We start from the raw sequence: 19,334 nt of genomic DNA on the forward strand, positions 1-19,334 counted from the left end.
CAAGACAGACATCTACTGCCAATATATGAACGAAGTTCAGAATGGTTTAAGGCGAACCGAAAAGAACGAATGAAAAGAGTTAGAGCCACTAAAGAATAAATAAAACACAAAAAGCGTGTTGAAAGACATCTTTATCAAGATCATCTTTCGACACGCTTTTAATTATTAAAAGATATATTATTTAATACGGATTTTTCTGTTTCTAAAGAATAGACTAATAATTAGTAATCCAATGCTACAAGCTAATAAAATAAGCGCGTTGTGAATAGCATCGGCTTCTACCACTACCTGATCTGGTGAGACAGTTAAGTAATATTGTTTAAGTGAATCAGAAATTTTCTCAGCTAATGTATGAATAATATAGCTAAAGTACATTGTTATCACTAGCATAATGGCAAGAAACAACATATTTACAACCTTTAAAGCACTTCGATTAAAAATAATTGTTAAAATCGATAAAATTAAACTAAGAATACATAATGCGAAAAAGGCGTAAAAGACAATCAATAATCGGTCAATTGATTGTTGTAATTGATCAATATTACCTAAATTGATATTAATATTTCCAATTTGTGTAACAGTATCTTGGAAATTTTTAAGTTGATGAAAATCAATAGTTTGTTTGGCAAATACAATATTGAATATGGGTTGTTTATACATGCTATAACCTGTAATTGCAGTCAACACAAGCACAATTAATTGAATAATCATGCTTACCCATGAACGCTTTTTCTTGCCATATTGTTTACCTCGATGCAAACCTTGCGTTTGAAATGCATCGTCAAAGTTTTCCAATCTGCTTTGTTGATTAGACATGCAGGTGCCTCCCTTGAAATAGTCATATCTTTCTTTATCATTTCTAGTCTGATTTTGTTATAATAATGATTACTCAAAGACAGTAAAAAATTAGACAATTTATAAAATGAAATTCATGACTAAATTAAAATATACTTTAAATTATATCCCTTTTTATGTTGCGAATGTAGGTTTTTAATCAAATTGTTTTTTAATTTTAAAAATTGATAAGAGGTAGGTTTAGTTATTTATGAAGAATCGTTTAATGAACAGAGTGGTAAACAAATATATTCTACACAATCGTTCAATATTTTTCGATAATGATGAAGCAGTGGATAAATTTTTCGAAAAAAGACAAATTGAAAATGAGAAAAAACATAAGCAACCATCTACACTGAATGTGAAAGCCAATTTAGATAAACTTATGCTAGGAGATATGCAAGTTTTTAGATTTAATTTTAGACATGAATCCAAAAGAAAAATTTTGTATATTCATGGTGGATATAATACATTACAACCATCACCATTTCATTGGAGATTCTTAGATAAATTGACATTATCAACGTTACATGAAGTTGTATTTCCTATTTATCCTAAAGCACCTGATTATCATATCAATGATACACAAAAAGCTGTTAAAGATGTTTATGATCAATTAGTATCTGAAGTGGGTGCAGAACATATTATTGTCATGGGAGATGGCTCTGGTGGTGGATTAGCATTAAACTTAGTGCAAAACTTGATCGAACAAAATGAACAAGTACCACGTCAATTATATTTAATTTCACCATTATTAGATGCGACATTATCAAACAAAGATATAACTGATGACCTATTAAACAAAGATATATTAGTGAGCAGATTTGGTGTGAATGAAATTATGAAACGTTGGGCAGATGAATTGCCACTTACCAATTCACGTGTATCACCGAAATATGGCAAGATTGAAGGGTTACCACCAGTGTTTATGTTTGGTGGAGGTAGAGAAATTATTAATCCAGATATGCATTTATTTAAGGATACATTGGAATCAGTTGGACAAGATATTGAATTTTATGAATATCCAAGAATGGTTCATGATTTTCCACTTTATCCGATTCGTGAATCACATAAAGTTGTTAAACAAATTACCAAAGCTTTAAATAAATAGCATGTATAAATAAAGAAAAGGGCGTTTAGCAGTTCAATATTTAGCTAAACGTCCTTTTTATATTATTCCATAATAGAATTAATATGTTTAATAATGAAGTTTTGTCCTTTTGAAAAATATAAGTCAGCAATTGTGTCCTCAAAATGACTTGGTATGTCGGTTAAATTACTAAATGAAAAGACTTTTTCAATATTATCATTTCGTACACGATTCGCAAGTTGATTATAGTGTTCAAGAAATTGTTTGTCATCTTCATATTTTTCAAGAAGTTGATTTATTTCATCAATAGCTTGTTTTTGACCTTGAGTGAAACTCATTCGTGTTGCACGTTTAAATAATTTTGAAGCTGGACCATTAATCGTCAAGGCTTTTTGTTCGTTTAAGTCACTAAGCGCATATTTAACATCATCGAATAAATCTAATAATTCACTTTGTACTGTATAGCGAATAGAATCATTCATTATTTATCCTCCTTATGAGGTATACCAATTCGATGGCCTAGTTGGTCTGGCCATTCAATTGTTTGCTGTTGTTGGTCAGCATAGTGTTGCATTTGTTTGTAATAGTCTTCTGGAAAGGCAGCTGAGCGTCGTTGTTTTTGATCAATGCCCATCATCATTACTTCATTTGTAGCTGCAACATTACCATTATTACGGACCATTCTTAAGAAAAAGTGAACACGTTTGTAATCATAATCATAAATATATAACTCAACATCATAATGCTCATTTAATGTTAATTCAGATAAAAATGTAGTGTGTTCTTCAATTGTAAATGTAGTGTATTTATATTGTTCACGTTCTTCTAATGATAAACCATGACTATAATTAAAATCATCAATCACATCACTAAAAATGATATTATAGTATGCATCATGCATATGATTATTATGATCGATAAAATCTTCAGTCACCGTTTTACTTACCTTAAATGTTTGAGACATGACAACTACTCCTTTTTTGTGTGCTTGCTAATTATTTTACTAAATTAAATTAAGACATACACGTAATTCAATTCATGATAAAATAATGAAGAACTGCTTAACAGGGGGTAAATGGAGATGACAATGACTATTCGATACCAAACATCTACCGAACCTTTAAAAAGGGTGAATCGGATTGAAGATATTCCTAGTGAAGCAACAATTGTTTGGTACGATTTTGAGGACGCAACACCACAAGAAAATGAATTTTTAAGAAATCATTTTAACTTTAATAATTTAGAAATAGATGATGCCATTAATGGTATTCCTCGAGCAAAATATAAATCGTATGATGATTATCAATATTTAGTTCTTCATAGTATATTAGTACGCAATTATTCTGCAATAGCGTTAAATGTATTTTTAGGGGATAAATTATTAGTCACATACCATCATCAAAGTTTTGAATCGCTTAAAAGAGTGGCTAAAGTAAATGAACAACACCATGATCCAGAACTAGATTGTGCAGATATTGTTATTCTTATATTAGATAGTATGGTAGATAAATACTTTAATTTTGTTTACGATATTGAAGATAAGGTATATACATTTGAGGATAGACATGTTGATGATCGCTTTAGTAAAGATGTAATGGACAACGTATTTAAATTACGTTCTGACTTAATTAAAATCAAACGTGTTTTATTTCCAATGCAAGAGTTAGTTGATACGATTAAAACTGAAGGTAATTTAATTAAAGATAATAAGCATTCAATGTATATACAACATATAGATGACCACTTAATTAAACAAAGTAACGTCATTAAGACTTCTCAAGAAATGACGAATGAAATTAGAGAAAACTATGAATCTTATACATCATTTAGAATGAATAATATTATGCAAATTTTAACATTAGTTTCAGTTATATTTTCTCCACTTACCTTTATTGCAGGTATATACGGAATGAACTTTGAATATATGCCTGAACTTAAATGGCATTATAGCTATTTTGTTTGCTTAATTATTATGTTAATCATCACTATTGTGTTAATAATTTTTTTCAAAAAAAAGAAATGGTTTTAAATTGTGCATTTTAAAATAAGAATGAGTTGGAAAGGGCGGTATAGCAATGAGTGATTTTCAAAGAGAACAGAGAAAAAATGAACATGTTGAAATCGCGATGGCACAACAAGATGCTGCATTGTCAGATTTTGACAAAGTAAGGTTTGTACATCATTCAATTCCTAATATAGATGTAGATGATGTTGATTTAACTACGCGTACATCACATTTTGACTTAAAGTATCCTGTTTATATCAATGCAATGACGGGTGGTAGTGAATGGACGAAACAAATTAATGAAAAACTTGCGATTGTTGCAAGAGAAACAGGATTAGCAATGGCGGTTGGTTCAACACATGCTGCTTTACGAAATCCCAAAATGGCGGAGTCATTCACTATTGTAAGAGAAACTAATCCAGATGGTATTATATTCAGTAATGTGGGTGCTGATGTGCCTGTAGATAAAGCCGTAAAAGCCGTTGAATTATTAGATGCGCAAGCATTACAAATACATGTTAATTCACCACAAGAACTAGTTATGCCAGAAGGTAATCGTGAATTTGCCAATTGGATGGAAAATATCGAAGCTATTGTTAAAGCAGTTGATGTTCCAGTGATTGTAAAAGAAGTAGGATTTGGTATGAGTAAAGAAACGTACAAATCACTGCTTAACGTTGGAGTAGCTTATGTTGACGTAAGCGGGCGTGGTGGTACAAACTTTGTTGATATTGAAAATGAGAGACGTTCAAATAAAGATATGGATTATTTATCAAATTGGGGACAATCAACAGTTGAATCTCTATTAGAAAGTACCGATTATCAAGATAAGCTTAATGTCTTTGCAAGTGGTGGTTTACGTACACCATTAGACGCAGTGAAATGCTTAGCATTAGGTGCTAAAGCAGTTGGAATGTCACGACCATTTTTAAATCAAGTTGAACAATCAGGTATTACGCAAACGATTGAATATGTAGAGTCATTTTTAGATCATATGAAGAAAATAATGACTATGATAGACGCTAAAAATATTGATGAATTAACTCATAAAGATATGATATTTAGCCAAGATTTATTATCGTGGATAGACCAAAGAGGTTTAGATATTCATAGAGGATAATTGGCCTAACTATAGTTGCCAAAATAAATTCAAAAATAAATCAGTACACATGAGAAACTGTCAGGACATAAGCAAAAACACTTTATGTCTTAGTTCCATCATGTGTACTGTTTTTTAATTATTGGAAAAATTGTATAAAGCCCATAACAATAATCACGCCTATTAAGTCGATTAAGAATGCACCGACAATAGGAACAACTAAATAAGCTTTTGGTGAGTTACCGTATTTTTTAGTAATGACATCTAAATTAGCCATTGCATTAGGTGTTGCACCTAACCCATGACCAATAAAGCCACCAACCATTACTGCAGCATCATAGTCTTTGCCTAAGCCTCTGAATAAAATGAAGATAGAGAACAAGATCATGAATACAACTTGAACAAGAACTATGATAATTAATGGTAATGCTAATGAGTAGATTTCAGTTAATTGAATACTCATTAACGCGAGAGATAGGAAGATACCTAATGAGATATCACCGATTTCTTCGTTAATTTTTAAATCAACAATGTTAAAGCCAAATGCTTCAGAAATGTTACGTACAAAAACAGCGACGAACATTGAGCCGACATACATTGGTATATTAACATTTGTTAAATCAGTAAACGTATTTCCTATGTATGTACCGAGTGCCATACAGAATACAAGAATTGTAAACTGTATAAAGAAAATTTGTGTTGGTTTATATTTTTCGTGAAGTGCTTGATTATATTCAACTTCACCATAGTTTTTAAATGAATCATCACTATGTTCAGGTTTGAGGTTATAACGTTTGATTAAAAATTTAACTACAGGTCCGCCAATCAAACCGCCAAATACTAAGCCTAATGTTGCGGCAGCAAGAGCAGCAGTTACAGCGGAATCAATGCCCATATCTTGAATTGTTTTACCATAGGCAGCGGCATTACCGTGACCACCCTCCATTGACATAGAACCTGCTGTTAAACCTAATAATGGTTTGATATTTAATACTTTAGCTAAGGAAACACCAATGACGTTTTGACAGAAAGCCATAATACCACAAAACATAAAGTATAATAACATGACTTTTCCACCAACTTTAAATAATTTCAATGATGCTCCTAATCCAATTGTTGTGAAAAAGGCTAACATAAAGAAATTTTGTATAAATGATGAGTCTAATTTAATTTTAACTATATTAAAGGAATCTAAAATCGCAACTAAAATTGCAAAAATTAAGCCACCAATCACTGGTGCTGGAATACAAATTCTTCTTAAAAACGAGACATGGTTTATGATTGTTTGACCAATCAGATATAAAATACATGCTAAACATAATGTGGTAATAGCATCTAATTCTAACATTTTAACTCCCCCTTAGAAGTTACCCCAAAACCTATGTTTAAGTGTTATTCAATTAAAATATGTAAGCGTTATAAAAAGCCACTATACCTAGTATACACGTATAAATCCATTAAATCTAGTTTTAGAATAAATATTATTTGTATTTATACATGAAAGTATTAATTTTCAATAGATATTATCAGAAATAATATTAAAATTATTAAAAAAGAATATCCTATGTGGAGGATTTATTATTTAGTACCTTGCAATGTACAGTAGTGAGTGCTATATTATAGATAATCACTACTGTGTAATGTTTAGTACCTAAAATGAAATATGGAGGAATGCCTATGAATACGCAATTTAAGAAGGGTGCGTTAGAACTAATTGTCTTGCTCATTATTAAAAGAGAAGATCAATATGGTTATTCATTAGTTCAAAATATCTCACGTTATATGACAATTGCTGAAGGAACTGTATATCCATTATTACGAAGATTAGTTAAAAACGGTGAACTATCTACGTATTATCAGCCATCAACAGAAGGTCCAGCGAGAAAATATTATCGTCTTACAGAACAGGGCCAAGGAAGATTGGCGACGTTAAAAGAGGAATGGCAGTTGTTTTCTAATGCTGTAAATACGTTTATTGAGGAGAGTGAATCAAATGAATAAAGAAAGATATTTAAAGCAATTGGTCGCTAATTTAAAGCATATGGATAATACTGACAAGCAAGATATTTATAACGAATATGAAACTCATTTTATAAGTGGTAAAAATGAAAGGAAATCTGAAGAAGATATAGCTAAACAATTAGGAGATCCTAAAATGATTGCTAAAGAATTGAACGCCACTATGGCTATCGAAAAGGTAGATGAGAAGTCTAATTTAAAAAGTATATTTAAAGCTATATTAGCAGTGATGGGATTAGGACTTTTTAATTTCTTTATTGTATTAGTACCAGCATTCTTCATTTTAACGATTTTTTTCACATTAATTGTTTTTACATTAATACTTTTCAGTGCACCTATATTTTTAATTATCAAATTTGCAACTGAAGGCTCAAATTCAATTATTTTATATGATGTTTATATGGCGGGATTAATGTTTGGTGTTAGTTTAATGTTATTAGCAATTACTATTCTTCTCATTAAATGGTTCTTAAAATTAACAGTAATGTATCTTAAATGGAATGTCTCATTCGTGAAAGGAAGTGTTCATCCATGAGAAAGTTAATCATCACACTTTTTATAATTGGTTTAATATTGAGCATTGGTTTTGGTATAGGTCTTATTTCTCAAGGTAAGAAGTTATCTTCAGCACATCATGAAACGCAATTAAATAAAGAATATAAAAACAATATAAAATCTATTCAATTGGATGTTGAGAATAGTGATGTTGAAATAAAGCATGGTAAGACATTTTCGATAAAATCAATTGGTAGTTCAGACGCTAAAGTAGATAGTAAAGTCGAAAAAGGAACACGGCATATTAATGACCAACATAATCAATCTAATATCAATTTTAGAATAGGCACTATGTTCACTAATAAAATTATTATTACCTTACCAAAAGAAATGAATGAACTAACAATAAAAGATGACGCGGGGGATATAAAAGTTGATAATGTTGTTAGTAAGAAAACGCATATCAATGTTGATTCTGGAGATATCACTTTGACAGATAGTAAATTAGGTGATTTGAAAGTCAATAATGATTCGGGTGATATTTTAATGAAACACATTCATTTCACAAAAGGTAAAATAAAAAATGATTCAGGAGATATAGAAATGAAACAAAGTATTCCTGATCAACCATTAAATGTATCAAATGAGAGTGGAGATATTCATATAAATTATAAAAACAAAGCCAAAAACACATCATTTACTGCCTTAAACGATTCTGGAGATACGAATATATATGATAAAGAATTAAAACAACATCAAATAGGTAAAGGAGACAACAAAGTCAATTTATCTAATGATTCCGGTGATATTACAGTAAAATAAAATTTATTAAAAGAGAGGATGGCACTATTTTTAGTGCTATCCTCTCCTTTATTTCCATGTATCATCAGGGTTTTGAAAATCTGATTTTTTCATGCGAGATACATATGGATTACCTTTGACTGTATAGCGAAGTGGTTTATTTGTCCATTCTCCTTTATTTGGAATACCAATACGACCACTTTCAACTATCGATTTAGGATGTTTCCGATTTTTTATGTCAATTGATAGGCGACATTGATTGATAGTAGATCCATCAATGGCACGCGGAATATTAAATGCTTTCGTCCATTTTCCTGGTCCATTAGTCAATTCAAATCCATCTTTGCCTCTATTGATTCTCATAGCTTCAATCCCGTCTTCTGGTTCTACTGCGCGAATAAGCACACCTTCAGGAACACCACTATCTTTAGTAACAAAGTTAATTAATAAATGTGTATGCATGACATGTGCATAAATTGTTCCACCAGTCTTATATAATGAAGTAACTTTAGGTGTTTGTTTACCGCCAAAGCCATGAGCTGCGCGATCTTCAAAACCTAAATAAGCCTCAGTTTCGACAATATAACCGCTATAAGTTTGATGATTATCCTGATAAATAACACGGACTCCTAATAATGATTTTGCAATATCTGTTGTATTACGTTCTTTAAAATCCATAATGGAACTCCTCTATAAAAATATTTGTTTTTATAATTTATTTTGGAAATTCTTAAAAAATATTTGATTTATATTTTTTAAAGTCTATCTATTTAATACAATGACCGTATTAACAATATTATTACTTAATTAATGTATCAAAATTGATATGAGTAATAAAATAAATTGAATTGATGATTTGAAAGGAGCAGCTAAGATGAGAGAGAAAGTTGGTTTTAAAGCATCATTTAAATTATATTGGTCAAATTATTTTAATTTTAAAGGTAGATCAAGACGTAGTGAATATTGGTTTATGCAATTAGGGCATTTAATATTTATGTGTCCTGGTATTATTTTATTGATTATTGGTGCAATAGGGCTGACTATAGGTATCTCTTCAGGTCAAAGTACGACTGCACTTAGTATTGGTGCCTTTAGTCTAGTGATATCCGTTTTATATTTAGCCATTTACTCACTAGTGACAATTATTCCGAATTTAGCTATATTAGCTCGTCGATTCCATGATACTTCACGCACAATGTGGATACCTATGATTGGATTTGGTATTGCAGTATTTTTAAATATATTTAATTGGGTTGTCAATGCAACTGGACATTCAGAAAATGGTTGGTTATTACTAATCTATTGGTTAATTACAATCATCTCTTGGATTTTTGGTATTTATAATATTGTTATTTGTTGTTTAAACAGTCAGAGAGAAACAAATATTTATGGACCAAGTCCAAAATATGAAGGGTCTGAAATGATAAGTGATAATAATTATAATCCAGTAGATAAAGCAAATAAGAAACATAATTATGATAATAATGAAATTTAAAATAGTAATGTAAAGCTAGGGTCATAGTGAGACCTTAGCTTTTTATATAAGAAATCATCATTTATTCTAGTAGATGTCGTATATATTTGACGTATGGGTAAATGATTTAGTAAAATTAAGATAATACTTATCGAAAGAAGCGGATGAATGCGTTGAATAGAGTGAAACAATATCGAGCACATCAAAAGATGTCGCAATTAGAACTAGCAAGACGAATAGGGGTTTCCAGACAAACAATTAATATGATTGAAAATGATAAATATAATCCGTCATTAAAATTATGTATAAATATAGCTAAAACATTGTCAGTCACACTAAACGACTTATTTTGGGAGGATGAATAGTTATTTTTAATAAATTAGAATTTAAAGATGAATTCAAAAATAATTTATTCAAAAATCATTTAGTAAAAACGAGTGCGATATCTATATTTGTAATTGCCTGTATATTTTATTTCCAAGCAATGTTTGATATTCAACGTGAATATTTGTCTCCATATTTGATAGGTAGTTTACTTATATTAATCGTGACAGTCTGTAAACTATCTTTAAATAAAGAAACAACGGATACTACAATAATTTACGTAAATAATAAAAATGAGAAAAACTATTTAAATCGTAAAGCCAGAAAGAAACACATTATATTTTTTATAGTGCTCATGATTTATTTAATCGTCATTAATAATGTAATTATCCCTTTAGTGGTAAGCAGTGAGGTGATGGTTAATAGTTGGTCTAGTTTAGGGTTGCTTATTCCAATTATAATGATGATATTGATGAAAGACAGTCGTATTCAAATATCTGATACACCGACAGTTTCAGCAAAAGAAAAGATTAATACACAAGAACGTTCTTTAAATATGTTGCCTAATTATAACTTCAGTGATGAATATGAGAGACGTAGAATTGTTAATGCATATGCGATTAATACAATTTGGCAATTAATTGCTTTAATGGTAGTCAGTATTGTTGATATAGTTATTGAAGTAATAATGGGGCATTGGCCAATATCTAGTTATATTTCAATCCTGTTCATTGTTATTATTTCATTAGTCATTACATTTAAATATAAAAGTATTAAAAATTAAAAACAGCTATTCTTGCCATGTTGATAAACAATGGCAAGAATAGCTGTTTTTAAAGTTGCTTATTCAGTTTCATGAATATAAGATAATTCAGCATGTTCTCTACCTAATAAATCATGAAGTTGTCGGTATTTATTAAATAATTTTTCGTAATGTTTTACTTTTTCAGGATCTGGTTGTTTTTCATAATAAATCGGTTGTTTCATATGTTGTACAGTATCTCGTAATGTTTCGTAAGCACCGCCGACGTTAGCTCCTAACATAGCAGCACCTAAAGCAGTAGCATTAGATGATTCTAAGACAACTACTTTTTTGTTTAATACATTGGCATAAATATCTACGAGTAATTTACTTTTTTTAGGTATACCACCTGACGCATATACTGTATGAACTGGAATGTCATTATCTTCGAATTGTTTCATGATCATTTTAGTTCCAAATGCAGTTGATTCTAAATAAGCACGGTGTACCATTTCGAATGGTGTTTGTAATTTTAAACCAAAGACACTACCAGTTAAATGGCTATCGCTTAATATACTTCTATTACCATTATGCCAATCTAGCACGACTACATGTTGTTCTTCAACAGGGATTTGCTCTGCTAGCGTTTCTAAGTATTGTAATACATCCATATCTTTGTTCTTCGCGGCTTCAACAATTTCATGTGGAGCCATGCGTTCAGAGTAACTAAACAAGTCTCCTACAGCAGCTTGCCCAGCTTCATATGCATATAATCCAGGTATAATAGCATCTTTAACTGAACCTGTAATTGATTGAATGGGTTCTTGTTTAGGGTCTAACATTAAGTGACAAGTACTTGTACCAATGACTGGAGTGAATTCTCCTTTTTCAATGGCACCTGCACCTAATACGCCAGAATGTGCATCAATCATATAAGGTGATATTTGAACATTTGAAGATAATCCCCATAAATTTTGGTAGTATTCTGATAATGAACCTGCACTATCTCCAATTTGAATAACCGGTGCTTCACATTTGTCTTTCACAATTTGAGGTAATTCTGAATCTACAGTTTCAAAGAAATCGTAATTAAATCCATTGACTTCATCGTAAAATCCTTTAAATCCTATACCACAATTTGATCGGATATTTTGATTAACAAGCAAGCTTGTCATATAGTCTCCGGCTTCCATAATATAATGAGCACGTTCTAATAATTCAGGTGCTTTATGTTTTACCTCAAGAATTTTAGGTATCATCCATTCACTATTAACACTGTGACCATAATAGTCTAACCAATTTTGATTTGCTTTTTCATTAGCTTCGACCATTTGTGTTGCTTCATCTTGGGCACCGTGATGTTTCCATAATTTAACATAGGCATGTGGGTGATTTTTTAAATCTTCATTCATATGTAAAGGTTTGAAGTTATCATCTAAAAAGACAATAGTACAACTTGTGAAGTCGACGCCAATTCCGATTACTTCATCTTTATTAATTTGACTTTCTTCTAATACATGTTTAACACCATTTTCTAATACATTGCGATAATCGCCAGCATGTTGTAAGAAGTAATTATGAGGTAAAGTTTCTCCACCTAATTCTTCAGCAATTGTCCCATGTTGGTATGTTTCTTCATAACTAGAAATAATTTTTCCATCTGATGTATCTACTAAAATAACACGTCCAGATGCTGTGCCATAATCGATACCAATACTATAACTCATTATGTCTATCCCCTTTATGTAATGTTTTATCTTAAAGAAGTTATCAATAAAATAATGTTCTACGATATGATTAATGATAGTGCTTACATAAATGAATGTAAAGTGTGACATATTGTAAATTCTAAATTCATTAATTAGTTTATTAATGTTATATTTATGTAGAATTAAGTCATTAATTTGGGAGGTAACCATGTCATTAAATATTGAACACGTGACAAAGAGATTTAATCAATTTACAGCAGTTAATGATATATCGATTGAACTTGAGAAAGGAAAAATGCTTGGTTTTTTAGGACGTAATGGTGCTGGCAAAACAACTACATTTAGAATGATTTTAGGATTAAGTGAACCAACAGAAGGTCACATTACATATGAGGGGCATACTATAGATAAGTCGATGTACAATCGTATAGGTTATTTACCAGAAGAGCGGGGTTTGCATTCAAAAATGACTGTTGAAGACGAATTAACTTATCTTGCTACTTTGAAGGGTATGTCTAAAAAAGCTATTAAGAAAAATATAGATTATTGGTTAAATCGATTTGCAATTACTGAAAATCGTCATAAACGTATTGATTCACTTTCCAAAGGTAACCAACAAAAAATTCAGTTATTAGCAAGTATGATTCATCAACCTGAATTACTTATTTTAGATGAACCTTTTAGCGGATTAGATCCAGTCAATGTTGAACTACTAAAAGAAGCGGTCAAAGATTTAAATAACCAAGGTTCGACGATTATTTATAGTTCACATCGTATGGAGCATGTCGAGGAATTATGTGACGATGTATGTATTTTAAATCATGGAGAACTAGTAGTTTCAGGCGATATACAAGAAGTTAAATCTTCTCATGGATATAAACAGGTAATTATCGAAACTAATAAATCAATGCCAGAATTAACAGGCATTCAAGGTGTTATTGATGTAGAAGTGAATAAGCATGACATTAAACTAACAATAGAAAATGAGGCTGTAGCTGAATCTATATACAATCAAGTTATAACACATGGTTATGTGCGTCGATTTCAAGTGTTAGAACCATCACTGAAAGATATCTTTATTGATAAGGTAGGTGATCTTCATGAATAAATTCTGGGCTACATTTGGATTAACATATAAAAGTAAGGTTAAATCTAAATCCTTTATGATATTTATGGTTATTGTCATTATTTTGATGGTAGCTTTATCAAATGCTGACAAAATTATAGATATGTTCAAAGGTGATGATGACCATATAGGTGTCGTAACCAATAATGAACCATTATATAAAGCAATTAAACAACAGAGCCATGTGATTGATGAGGAAGCAACGTTTGAAAGAGTGAGTCAAAAAGATGCGAAATCTCAAGTCAAAAGCGAGAAATTAAAGGAAGCTTATATCATCAAAATGGATAAAGATCATCAACTTTCAGCGACCATTTTGAGTAAAGATAACGTTTCACAAGAAAAACAACAAAAAGTGACTGGTTTACTTACAAATCTTCAGTCAAAACTAATAGCATCGAAATTGCATCTTAGCGATAATGATTTTAAAAAATTACAATCTCAAAGTAAAGTAGATAGCCACATCTTATCAGATGATAAAGGACAACAATTAAGTGAAAGCCAAAAAGTATTTAATATGATTCTTGTTTATGCCATTTTAATGCTAATGTTTTTTATTATTTTCAATTATGCAACACAAGTGGCTATGGAAATTGCAACTGAAAAAACATCAAGAGTTATAGAAATGATTATTACGAGTGTGTCTCCGATAACACATATTATGGCTAAGATAACAGGTGTCATAGCAGTAGCGTTTACACAAATAGCTATGATAATTGTGGTTGCAATCATTTGTATATATGCTTTTGATTTAAAGCGTATGCTCAAAGGTTTTGATTTATCAATGAGTGACATATCATGGCAAATTATTATAGTAGGCATTTTAAGTGTGATTATCGGTATATTAACTTATGTTTTATTAGCAGCCATTTTAGGTTCTTTAGCATCCAGAATAGAAGACATTAATCAAACCTTAATGCCTTTAACTTTATTTGCAATGATTGCATTTTATATAGCTATTTTCAGTATATATAAACCTGATATTTTATTGGCTAAAATTACAAGCTTTATTCCATTTTTAGCCCCATTTGAAATGTTGGTGCGCGCTCAATCGACGGAATTACAAATTTGGGAAATTGTATTAAGTATGTTGATTTCATTAGTAGTTATGGTGATCTTGTTATGGATTGCTATTAAAACATACAAAGATTCAGTTTTAACATTTGAAAAAGGTCTTATTAACTCAATTAAAAAAGTAATGAAAAAATAAATAAAAGAGGGGGAAGAGTGTTAATGTCATTTTGAAAAAGCTTACATAACATTCTTCCTCTTTAAATTATAATTATCTATGGAATATTAGGTGAAAAAGTGTAACAATGTGTATGAGTTAGCAAACAAGTTAATATAAAATAATAACTGATTGATACACATCATCAACCATAATTGATTAATATAACCTCTTATTAGGATGGAGTAGATAGAACGATGTTATATTCAACGATGATTTTTATATTAGCAGGTCTTTGTGAAATAGGAGGCGGCTACTTAATATGGTTATGGCTTAGAGAAGGTCAGCCATCGTGGCTAGGTATTATTGGTGGTATCATACTCATCCTATATGGTGTGATTGCGACGTTACAATCATTTCCAACGTTTGGACGAGTTTATGCCGCATATGGCGGTATATTTATTGTCATGAGCTTAGTATGGTCTATGTTCATTGATAAAAATATGCCAGATAAATACGATGTATTGGGTGCTGTAGTATGTGTAATTGGCGTTTTAATAATGTTATTACCACATAGGGCTTAATAAAACGTGTTTGAAAGGGAGAAATAAGTAATGAATGTTGAAATTGAGCATCAAAGATATGGTGTTGATTTAATTAAAATTGATAATGAAGAAACGAAAATTGTATTTACAAATTTTGGTGCAAGAATAGTATCATGGAAATATCATGATAATAATATTGTACTAGGGAATGTTGTTGAAGCGGACGAATTTTATTTTGATAATCCATTTAAATTTGGAGCGACTATAGGAAGATACGGTGGTCGAATTTCCGATGCTTCGTTCACATTAGATGGAATAAAATACCAATTAGAAGCAAATGATGGTAATCATCATATCCATGGCGGGGGTCACGGGCTAGATACAAAGTTATTTGACTATGAAGTAGTCGAAGAATTGGGACAAGTAAAAATTATTTTTAAGACAACGTTAAAGGAAACAGATGATAATTACCCAGGAAATATGGATGTTAAAGTTACTCATACTTATGATGTCGATCATTGTTGGACAGTTGAATATGAGGCTTCATCAACGAAGACAACATTATTTAATCCAATGAATCATGTTTATTTTAATTTGAACAGAGATAATAACGTTATCGATAACCACCGTCTATATAGTTCTGAATTGAATATGTATCAACTTAATGAACAACATATAATAAATACAGACGAAACACTAGATTTACATCAAATTTTTAATGGTAATGATATATACTTTAAAGATATATTTGAAAGTAAACATGCACAACTAGCACAACAAATTGACACTTTTAATGGCTTGGATCATCCATTCAAAGTTGGAGACCATCAATTATCAATAGATAACGGTGAGTTTCAATTAGATGTAAAAACTGATATGCCAAATTATGTATTATATACATTTAATCAACCAAAAGATTGGAATAGTGATTCTAATATTTATAAGGCAAATTCTGGCTTAGCTATTGAATCTCAATTTTTACCAAATGATATTAATATGTATGGTGAAGACGCTTCGTCTATCTTAAAAGCCAATGATACATTTTATTCTCAAACAAGTTATGAAATAAATGAAAAGTAATTATTAAGAGTGAAGCCTACGGTTTTGATTCCATTGGTTTCACTCTTTCTTTATACTTAGAAAGTATTTTAATTATGATGATTTTGTTGCACGTTGGTACATCTTTTCTAATTTTTCATATCTTTTCATGGATAAATATGGATTTTTTAAAGCTTGTGAAATTCTCTTAGTATTTTTTCTGTCATTATAATAAATATCGTTTAATTCTTGAACCGATAATTGAGTCTTCGGGTCTGCTTCTTTAATTAATTCTAAATGTTGATTTTGACTGACAAATCCTTCTTTAATTACGCGACAATAAAATCCTGTTTTTCCTGATTTAGACATGCGCTTCACTAAATTGGGTAAACCATATTTTGCTTGTATTTTCCAACAAGGTTCTCTGATTTCCGATACTTCTATAATTGCTTCACCCAAACGAGATTGATTACCAAAATAAACTTTATTTTCATCTAAATTTTCAATAGTTAAGTTTTCCCCAAACATTGCATAATCAGGCAGTTTTTCTAAATCATCTTTATACATGTCATAGTTTGATTTACTAAAGCAACAGACTGCTTTATCTGGTCCACCGTGGTCTTTATAGGCTTGTTCATCATCAACAAAACCTAATTTAGATAACCACATATCTCCTTCGAAAGGGCGCTTATTAATAGCTGATTGCATGGTTTTTGAGTCTTTATATTGTAGCGATTCTATTTTCCCAGTTGAAATAGCGTAAACAGGTATCATTTCTATTCTCCCTCTTAAAGTATTTAAATGATAGTTTACTATATCTCAAGGCTTTTATGTAAAATTTTAAAATATATTAAAAATTAAACGATAAATAAGGTATGTTAAATCAAAAAAGTCATGTAAAATAGGAAATGTAAACGATTTAGAAAAGAGGCTCATGACGTAATGAATGATGTAAAACAACTTAAAATGATGACATTGAATGATGTTTTGAATCAAATTGAAGACGGTATGACACTAGGAATTGGTACAGGTAGTACAATTGAATTGTTAGTTCCTAAAATAGCACAACTTGTTGAAGAAAAGAATTACGACATCAAAGGTGTTTGTACTTCAAATAAGACTGCTTTTTTAGCTAAAGAACTAAATATTGAAATTGTTGATGTAAATGATGTTGAAAAAATCGATTTAGCTATTGATGGGGCAGATGAAGTCGATCCAAACCTCAACTTAATTAAAGGCGGTGGCGGTGCCTTATTTAGAGAAAAGGTCATTGATGAAATGGCAGACCGTTTTGTGGTCATTGCTGATGAAAATAAAGTAGTCAATTATTTAGGAGAAACATTTAAATTACCAGTAGAAGTAGATAAATTTAATTGGTATCAGGTTGCCAGAAAAATAGAAACAATTGATGGAGTAATCGTGCAACGTCGTGTTACTGAAGATGTGCCTGTAACTACAGACAATGGTAACTATATTTTAGAATGTGCCTTACCAAAAGGTGTTGATCCATATGAAATGCATGAGTTTTTAATACATATTACGGGTGTATTAGAAACAGGTTATTTCCTTGATATTACTGACGAAGCCATTATAGGTACACAACAAGGTGTTAAAAAAATGTACCGTGAATAATAAAATTTTTACTTCTATATTATATAAGTAATAGCCTTAAGGTGTTTGTTAGAACATCTTAAGGCTATTTTTCTAAATTTTATTCTTATTGAGCACTTTTGAATAAATCAACTAAACTTTGAGGACTATTCTCTCCAAGACAAATATCTAATAATTCATGAGATTCTTTTGCTTCGGCTTCACTTCTTGGGAACATTTTTGCTTCATATAATTCGATTGCTTTATCAAAATTATTGTTATGTTCAGCTATCAATTCAGCTAACTCAGCTCCATCTAACATGGCTAAATTAGCACCCTCCCCAGAAGGAGCCATTAGGTGTGCAGCATCACCAATTAAAGTAACCCCTGATTGAAGTTCCCAACGATGTGTATCAGGTAACGCATTAATTTTACGAGGTGTAATTGAACTATTCGATTCAGTAATTAAGGCAGTTACTTCTGGTGACCAACCTTCAAATTCTGCAGCAATTGTTTTTGTCGCTATTTCACCATTTGCAAAGTCTATACTATCGATCCATTCACTATCACATTTCATTTGTACATATGTGTGAAGGATGTCTCCAGCTTCTCTGTGTGCAACAATACCTTTATTAGGTGATAAAGCATACATTGCACCTTTATCTACTTTTTGAGCAGTCTCAGGATATTGATTATCTACATCATATAGATACGTTTCAATAAATGTATAACCAGAATAATGTGGCTTAATATCTGTTAAGATGTTTCGAACTTTAGACCAAGCACCGTCAGCACCAATAAGTTTGTCTGTAGTTACAGATGTGTCATCTCTAAATACCACTTTATATTTCGCATCATCTAATTTTTCAACATGATCCACTTTTTTATTCCAAACAATCATATCTTCTGGTAAAGAATTTATTAATATATCTCTTAAATCACCACGTAATACCTCAGGTCGTCCGTTTGATTCATCATCCGGTAAATCTAAAAGTATGTCACCATTATGGTTAACGATGCGAGAGGCATCAGCGCCTTTTTGTATAATTGATTGGAATTCGTCCAATAAGTTAGCTTTTTCTAAGGCAACTTGTCCATTATATTCATGTATATCTAATTGTCCACCTTGAGTTCTTGCATCACGAGAGGCATCAGATTCATAAACTTTAGCAGGAATACCATTTACATATAGCACTCTAGCTAAAGTCAGCCCACCAATGCCACCACCGATAATTGTAATAGGGTTGTTACTATCTTTTATATTCATTGTATTACTCC

General features: G+C 30.8%; 22 protein-coding genes. 14 read left to right on the top strand and 8 right to left on the bottom strand.

Translation table 11 applies throughout. The features are described from left to right. Positions 1 to 177 precede the first annotated feature (177 nt). Positions 178 to 816, bottom strand: coding sequence for a hypothetical protein (locus tag HMPREF3125_RS09445; RefSeq protein ID WP_017636505.1), 639 nt, complete (start codon positions 814 to 816; stop codon positions 178 to 180). Between the two features lie 229 nt (positions 817 to 1,045). Here HMPREF3125_RS09445 and HMPREF3125_RS09450 point away from each other — a divergent pair, with 229 nt between their 5' ends. Next, positions 1,046 to 1,945, top strand: a complete 900-nt coding sequence (locus tag HMPREF3125_RS09450; RefSeq protein ID WP_070453467.1) for an alpha/beta hydrolase fold domain-containing protein — start codon at positions 1,046 to 1,048, stop codon at positions 1,943 to 1,945. A gap of 62 nt (positions 1,946 to 2,007) precedes the next feature. Here HMPREF3125_RS09450 and HMPREF3125_RS09455 read toward each other — a convergent pair whose 3' ends face one another. Together HMPREF3125_RS09455 and HMPREF3125_RS09460 are read right to left on the bottom strand one after the other, a co-directional pair. Continuing rightward, entirely contained in the window at positions 2,008 to 2,406 is a 399-nt protein-coding gene (locus HMPREF3125_RS09455) for a hypothetical protein (protein WP_070453470.1), read from the bottom strand. Then, entirely contained in the window at positions 2,406 to 2,888 is a 483-nt protein-coding gene (locus tag HMPREF3125_RS09460) for a thioesterase family protein (protein WP_029055796.1), read from the bottom strand. Before HMPREF3125_RS09460 ends, HMPREF3125_RS09455 begins: the two co-directional genes overlap by 1 nt. A 117-nt stretch (positions 2,889 to 3,005) precedes the next feature. Between HMPREF3125_RS09460 and corA the strand changes: the two genes are divergently transcribed. Together corA and fni are read left to right on the top strand one after the other, a co-directional pair. Beyond that, a complete protein-coding gene (corA, locus tag HMPREF3125_RS09465) occupies positions 3,006 to 3,953 on the top strand; it encodes a magnesium/cobalt transporter CorA (RefSeq protein ID WP_070453473.1) in 948 nt (315 codons plus the stop codon). 46 nt (positions 3,954 to 3,999) lie between these two features. Next, positions 4,000 to 5,049 carry a type 2 isopentenyl-diphosphate Delta-isomerase gene (fni, locus tag HMPREF3125_RS09470; RefSeq protein WP_070453475.1) on the top strand — a complete coding sequence of 350 codons (1,050 nt, stop codon included), beginning with the start codon at positions 4,000 to 4,002 and terminating at the stop codon, positions 5,047 to 5,049. A 118-nt stretch (positions 5,050 to 5,167) separates the two neighbouring features. Here fni and gltS read toward each other — a convergent pair whose 3' ends face one another. Beyond that, positions 5,168 to 6,376 (bottom strand): sodium/glutamate symporter, encoded by a 1,209-nt coding sequence (gene gltS / locus HMPREF3125_RS09475; RefSeq protein ID WP_017636499.1) that lies wholly within the window; start codon positions 6,374 to 6,376, stop codon positions 5,168 to 5,170. 329 nt (positions 6,377 to 6,705) lie between these two features. On the opposite strand from gltS, the gene HMPREF3125_RS09480 reads away from it, so the two are divergent. The 3 genes from HMPREF3125_RS09480 to HMPREF3125_RS09490 are packed head-to-tail and all read left to right on the top strand — an operon-like array spanning position 6,706 to position 8,364. Beyond that, positions 6,706 to 7,029, top strand: a complete 324-nt coding sequence (locus HMPREF3125_RS09480) for a PadR family transcriptional regulator (RefSeq protein ID WP_070453479.1) — start codon at positions 6,706 to 6,708, stop codon at positions 7,027 to 7,029. Next, complete coding sequence (locus HMPREF3125_RS09485; protein ID WP_070453482.1) at positions 7,022 to 7,582, top strand: HAAS signaling domain-containing protein; 561 nt, start codon at positions 7,022 to 7,024, stop codon at positions 7,580 to 7,582. The genes HMPREF3125_RS09480 and HMPREF3125_RS09485 overlap by 8 nt, the downstream gene beginning before the upstream one ends. Next, positions 7,579 to 8,364: a DUF4097 family beta strand repeat-containing protein gene (locus HMPREF3125_RS09490; protein WP_070453485.1), complete on the top strand. Its 786-nt coding sequence runs from the start codon at positions 7,579 to 7,581 to the stop codon at positions 8,362 to 8,364. Before HMPREF3125_RS09485 ends, HMPREF3125_RS09490 begins: the two co-directional genes overlap by 4 nt. Before the next feature lie 48 nt (positions 8,365 to 8,412). On the opposite strand, the gene HMPREF3125_RS09495 is transcribed toward HMPREF3125_RS09490, so the two are convergent. Continuing rightward, positions 8,413 to 9,021 (bottom strand): DNA-3-methyladenine glycosylase, encoded by a 609-nt coding sequence (locus HMPREF3125_RS09495; RefSeq protein ID WP_017636495.1) that lies wholly within the window; start codon positions 9,019 to 9,021, stop codon positions 8,413 to 8,415. A 196-nt stretch (positions 9,022 to 9,217) separates the two neighbouring features. Here HMPREF3125_RS09495 and HMPREF3125_RS09500 point away from each other — a divergent pair, with 196 nt between their 5' ends. The 3 genes from HMPREF3125_RS09500 to HMPREF3125_RS09510 all read left to right on the top strand — a co-directional run bounded on the left by HMPREF3125_RS09500 (position 9,218) and on the right by HMPREF3125_RS09510 (position 10,925). Continuing rightward, positions 9,218 to 9,838, top strand: coding sequence for a DUF805 domain-containing protein (locus tag HMPREF3125_RS09500; RefSeq protein WP_070453488.1), 621 nt, complete (start codon positions 9,218 to 9,220; stop codon positions 9,836 to 9,838). 143 nt (positions 9,839 to 9,981) lie between these two features. After that, a complete protein-coding gene (locus HMPREF3125_RS09505) occupies positions 9,982 to 10,182 on the top strand; it encodes a helix-turn-helix transcriptional regulator (protein ID WP_017636493.1) in 201 nt (66 codons plus the stop codon). 374 nt (positions 10,183 to 10,556) lie between these two features. Continuing rightward, on the top strand, positions 10,557 to 10,925 hold the full coding sequence (locus HMPREF3125_RS09510; protein WP_070453491.1) for a hypothetical protein: 369 nt from the start codon (positions 10,557 to 10,559) through the stop codon (positions 10,923 to 10,925). A 59-nt stretch (positions 10,926 to 10,984) separates the two neighbouring features. Here HMPREF3125_RS09510 and HMPREF3125_RS09515 read toward each other — a convergent pair whose 3' ends face one another. Beyond that, on the bottom strand, positions 10,985 to 12,610 hold the full coding sequence (locus HMPREF3125_RS09515; RefSeq protein ID WP_070453494.1) for a ribulokinase: 1,626 nt from the start codon (positions 12,608 to 12,610) through the stop codon (positions 10,985 to 10,987). A 190-nt stretch (positions 12,611 to 12,800) separates the two neighbouring features. On the opposite strand from HMPREF3125_RS09515, the gene HMPREF3125_RS09520 reads away from it, so the two are divergent. The 4 genes from HMPREF3125_RS09520 (at position 12,801) to HMPREF3125_RS09535 (ending at position 16,508) form a co-directional block, all read left to right on the top strand. Next, complete coding sequence (locus HMPREF3125_RS09520) at positions 12,801 to 13,700, top strand: ABC transporter ATP-binding protein (RefSeq protein WP_070453497.1); 900 nt, start codon at positions 12,801 to 12,803, stop codon at positions 13,698 to 13,700. Continuing rightward, on the top strand, positions 13,693 to 14,925 hold the full coding sequence (locus HMPREF3125_RS09525) for an ABC transporter permease (protein WP_070453500.1): 1,233 nt from the start codon (positions 13,693 to 13,695) through the stop codon (positions 14,923 to 14,925). Before HMPREF3125_RS09520 ends, HMPREF3125_RS09525 begins: the two co-directional genes overlap by 8 nt. A gap of 215 nt (positions 14,926 to 15,140) precedes the next feature. Further along, positions 15,141 to 15,467, top strand: a complete 327-nt coding sequence (locus HMPREF3125_RS09530; RefSeq protein WP_017636488.1) for a YnfA family protein — start codon at positions 15,141 to 15,143, stop codon at positions 15,465 to 15,467. Positions 15,468 to 15,497: 30 nt separating this feature from the next. Continuing rightward, positions 15,498 to 16,508: an aldose epimerase family protein gene (locus HMPREF3125_RS09535; RefSeq protein ID WP_070453503.1), complete on the top strand. Its 1,011-nt coding sequence runs from the start codon at positions 15,498 to 15,500 to the stop codon at positions 16,506 to 16,508. A gap of 72 nt (positions 16,509 to 16,580) precedes the next feature. Here the strand turns inward: HMPREF3125_RS09535 and HMPREF3125_RS09540 are convergent, their stop codons facing one another. Beyond that, entirely contained in the window at positions 16,581 to 17,240 is a 660-nt protein-coding gene (locus tag HMPREF3125_RS09540) for an MOSC domain-containing protein (protein WP_070453506.1), read from the bottom strand. Between the two features lie 168 nt (positions 17,241 to 17,408). On the opposite strand from HMPREF3125_RS09540, the gene HMPREF3125_RS09545 reads away from it, so the two are divergent. Next, entirely contained in the window at positions 17,409 to 18,098 is a 690-nt protein-coding gene (locus tag HMPREF3125_RS09545; RefSeq protein ID WP_070453510.1) for a ribose 5-phosphate isomerase A, read from the top strand. Between the two features lie 85 nt (positions 18,099 to 18,183). On the opposite strand, the gene HMPREF3125_RS09550 is transcribed toward HMPREF3125_RS09545, so the two are convergent. Further along, positions 18,184 to 19,323 (bottom strand): FAD-dependent oxidoreductase, encoded by a 1,140-nt coding sequence (locus tag HMPREF3125_RS09550; protein ID WP_070453513.1) that lies wholly within the window; start codon positions 19,321 to 19,323, stop codon positions 18,184 to 18,186. Between the last annotated feature and the right edge of the window lie 11 nt (positions 19,324 to 19,334).

This window comes from Staphylococcus sp. HMSC13A10, from assembly GCF_001808005.1.
GTDB lineage: Bacteria > Bacillota > Bacilli > Staphylococcales > Staphylococcaceae > Staphylococcus > Staphylococcus pasteuri.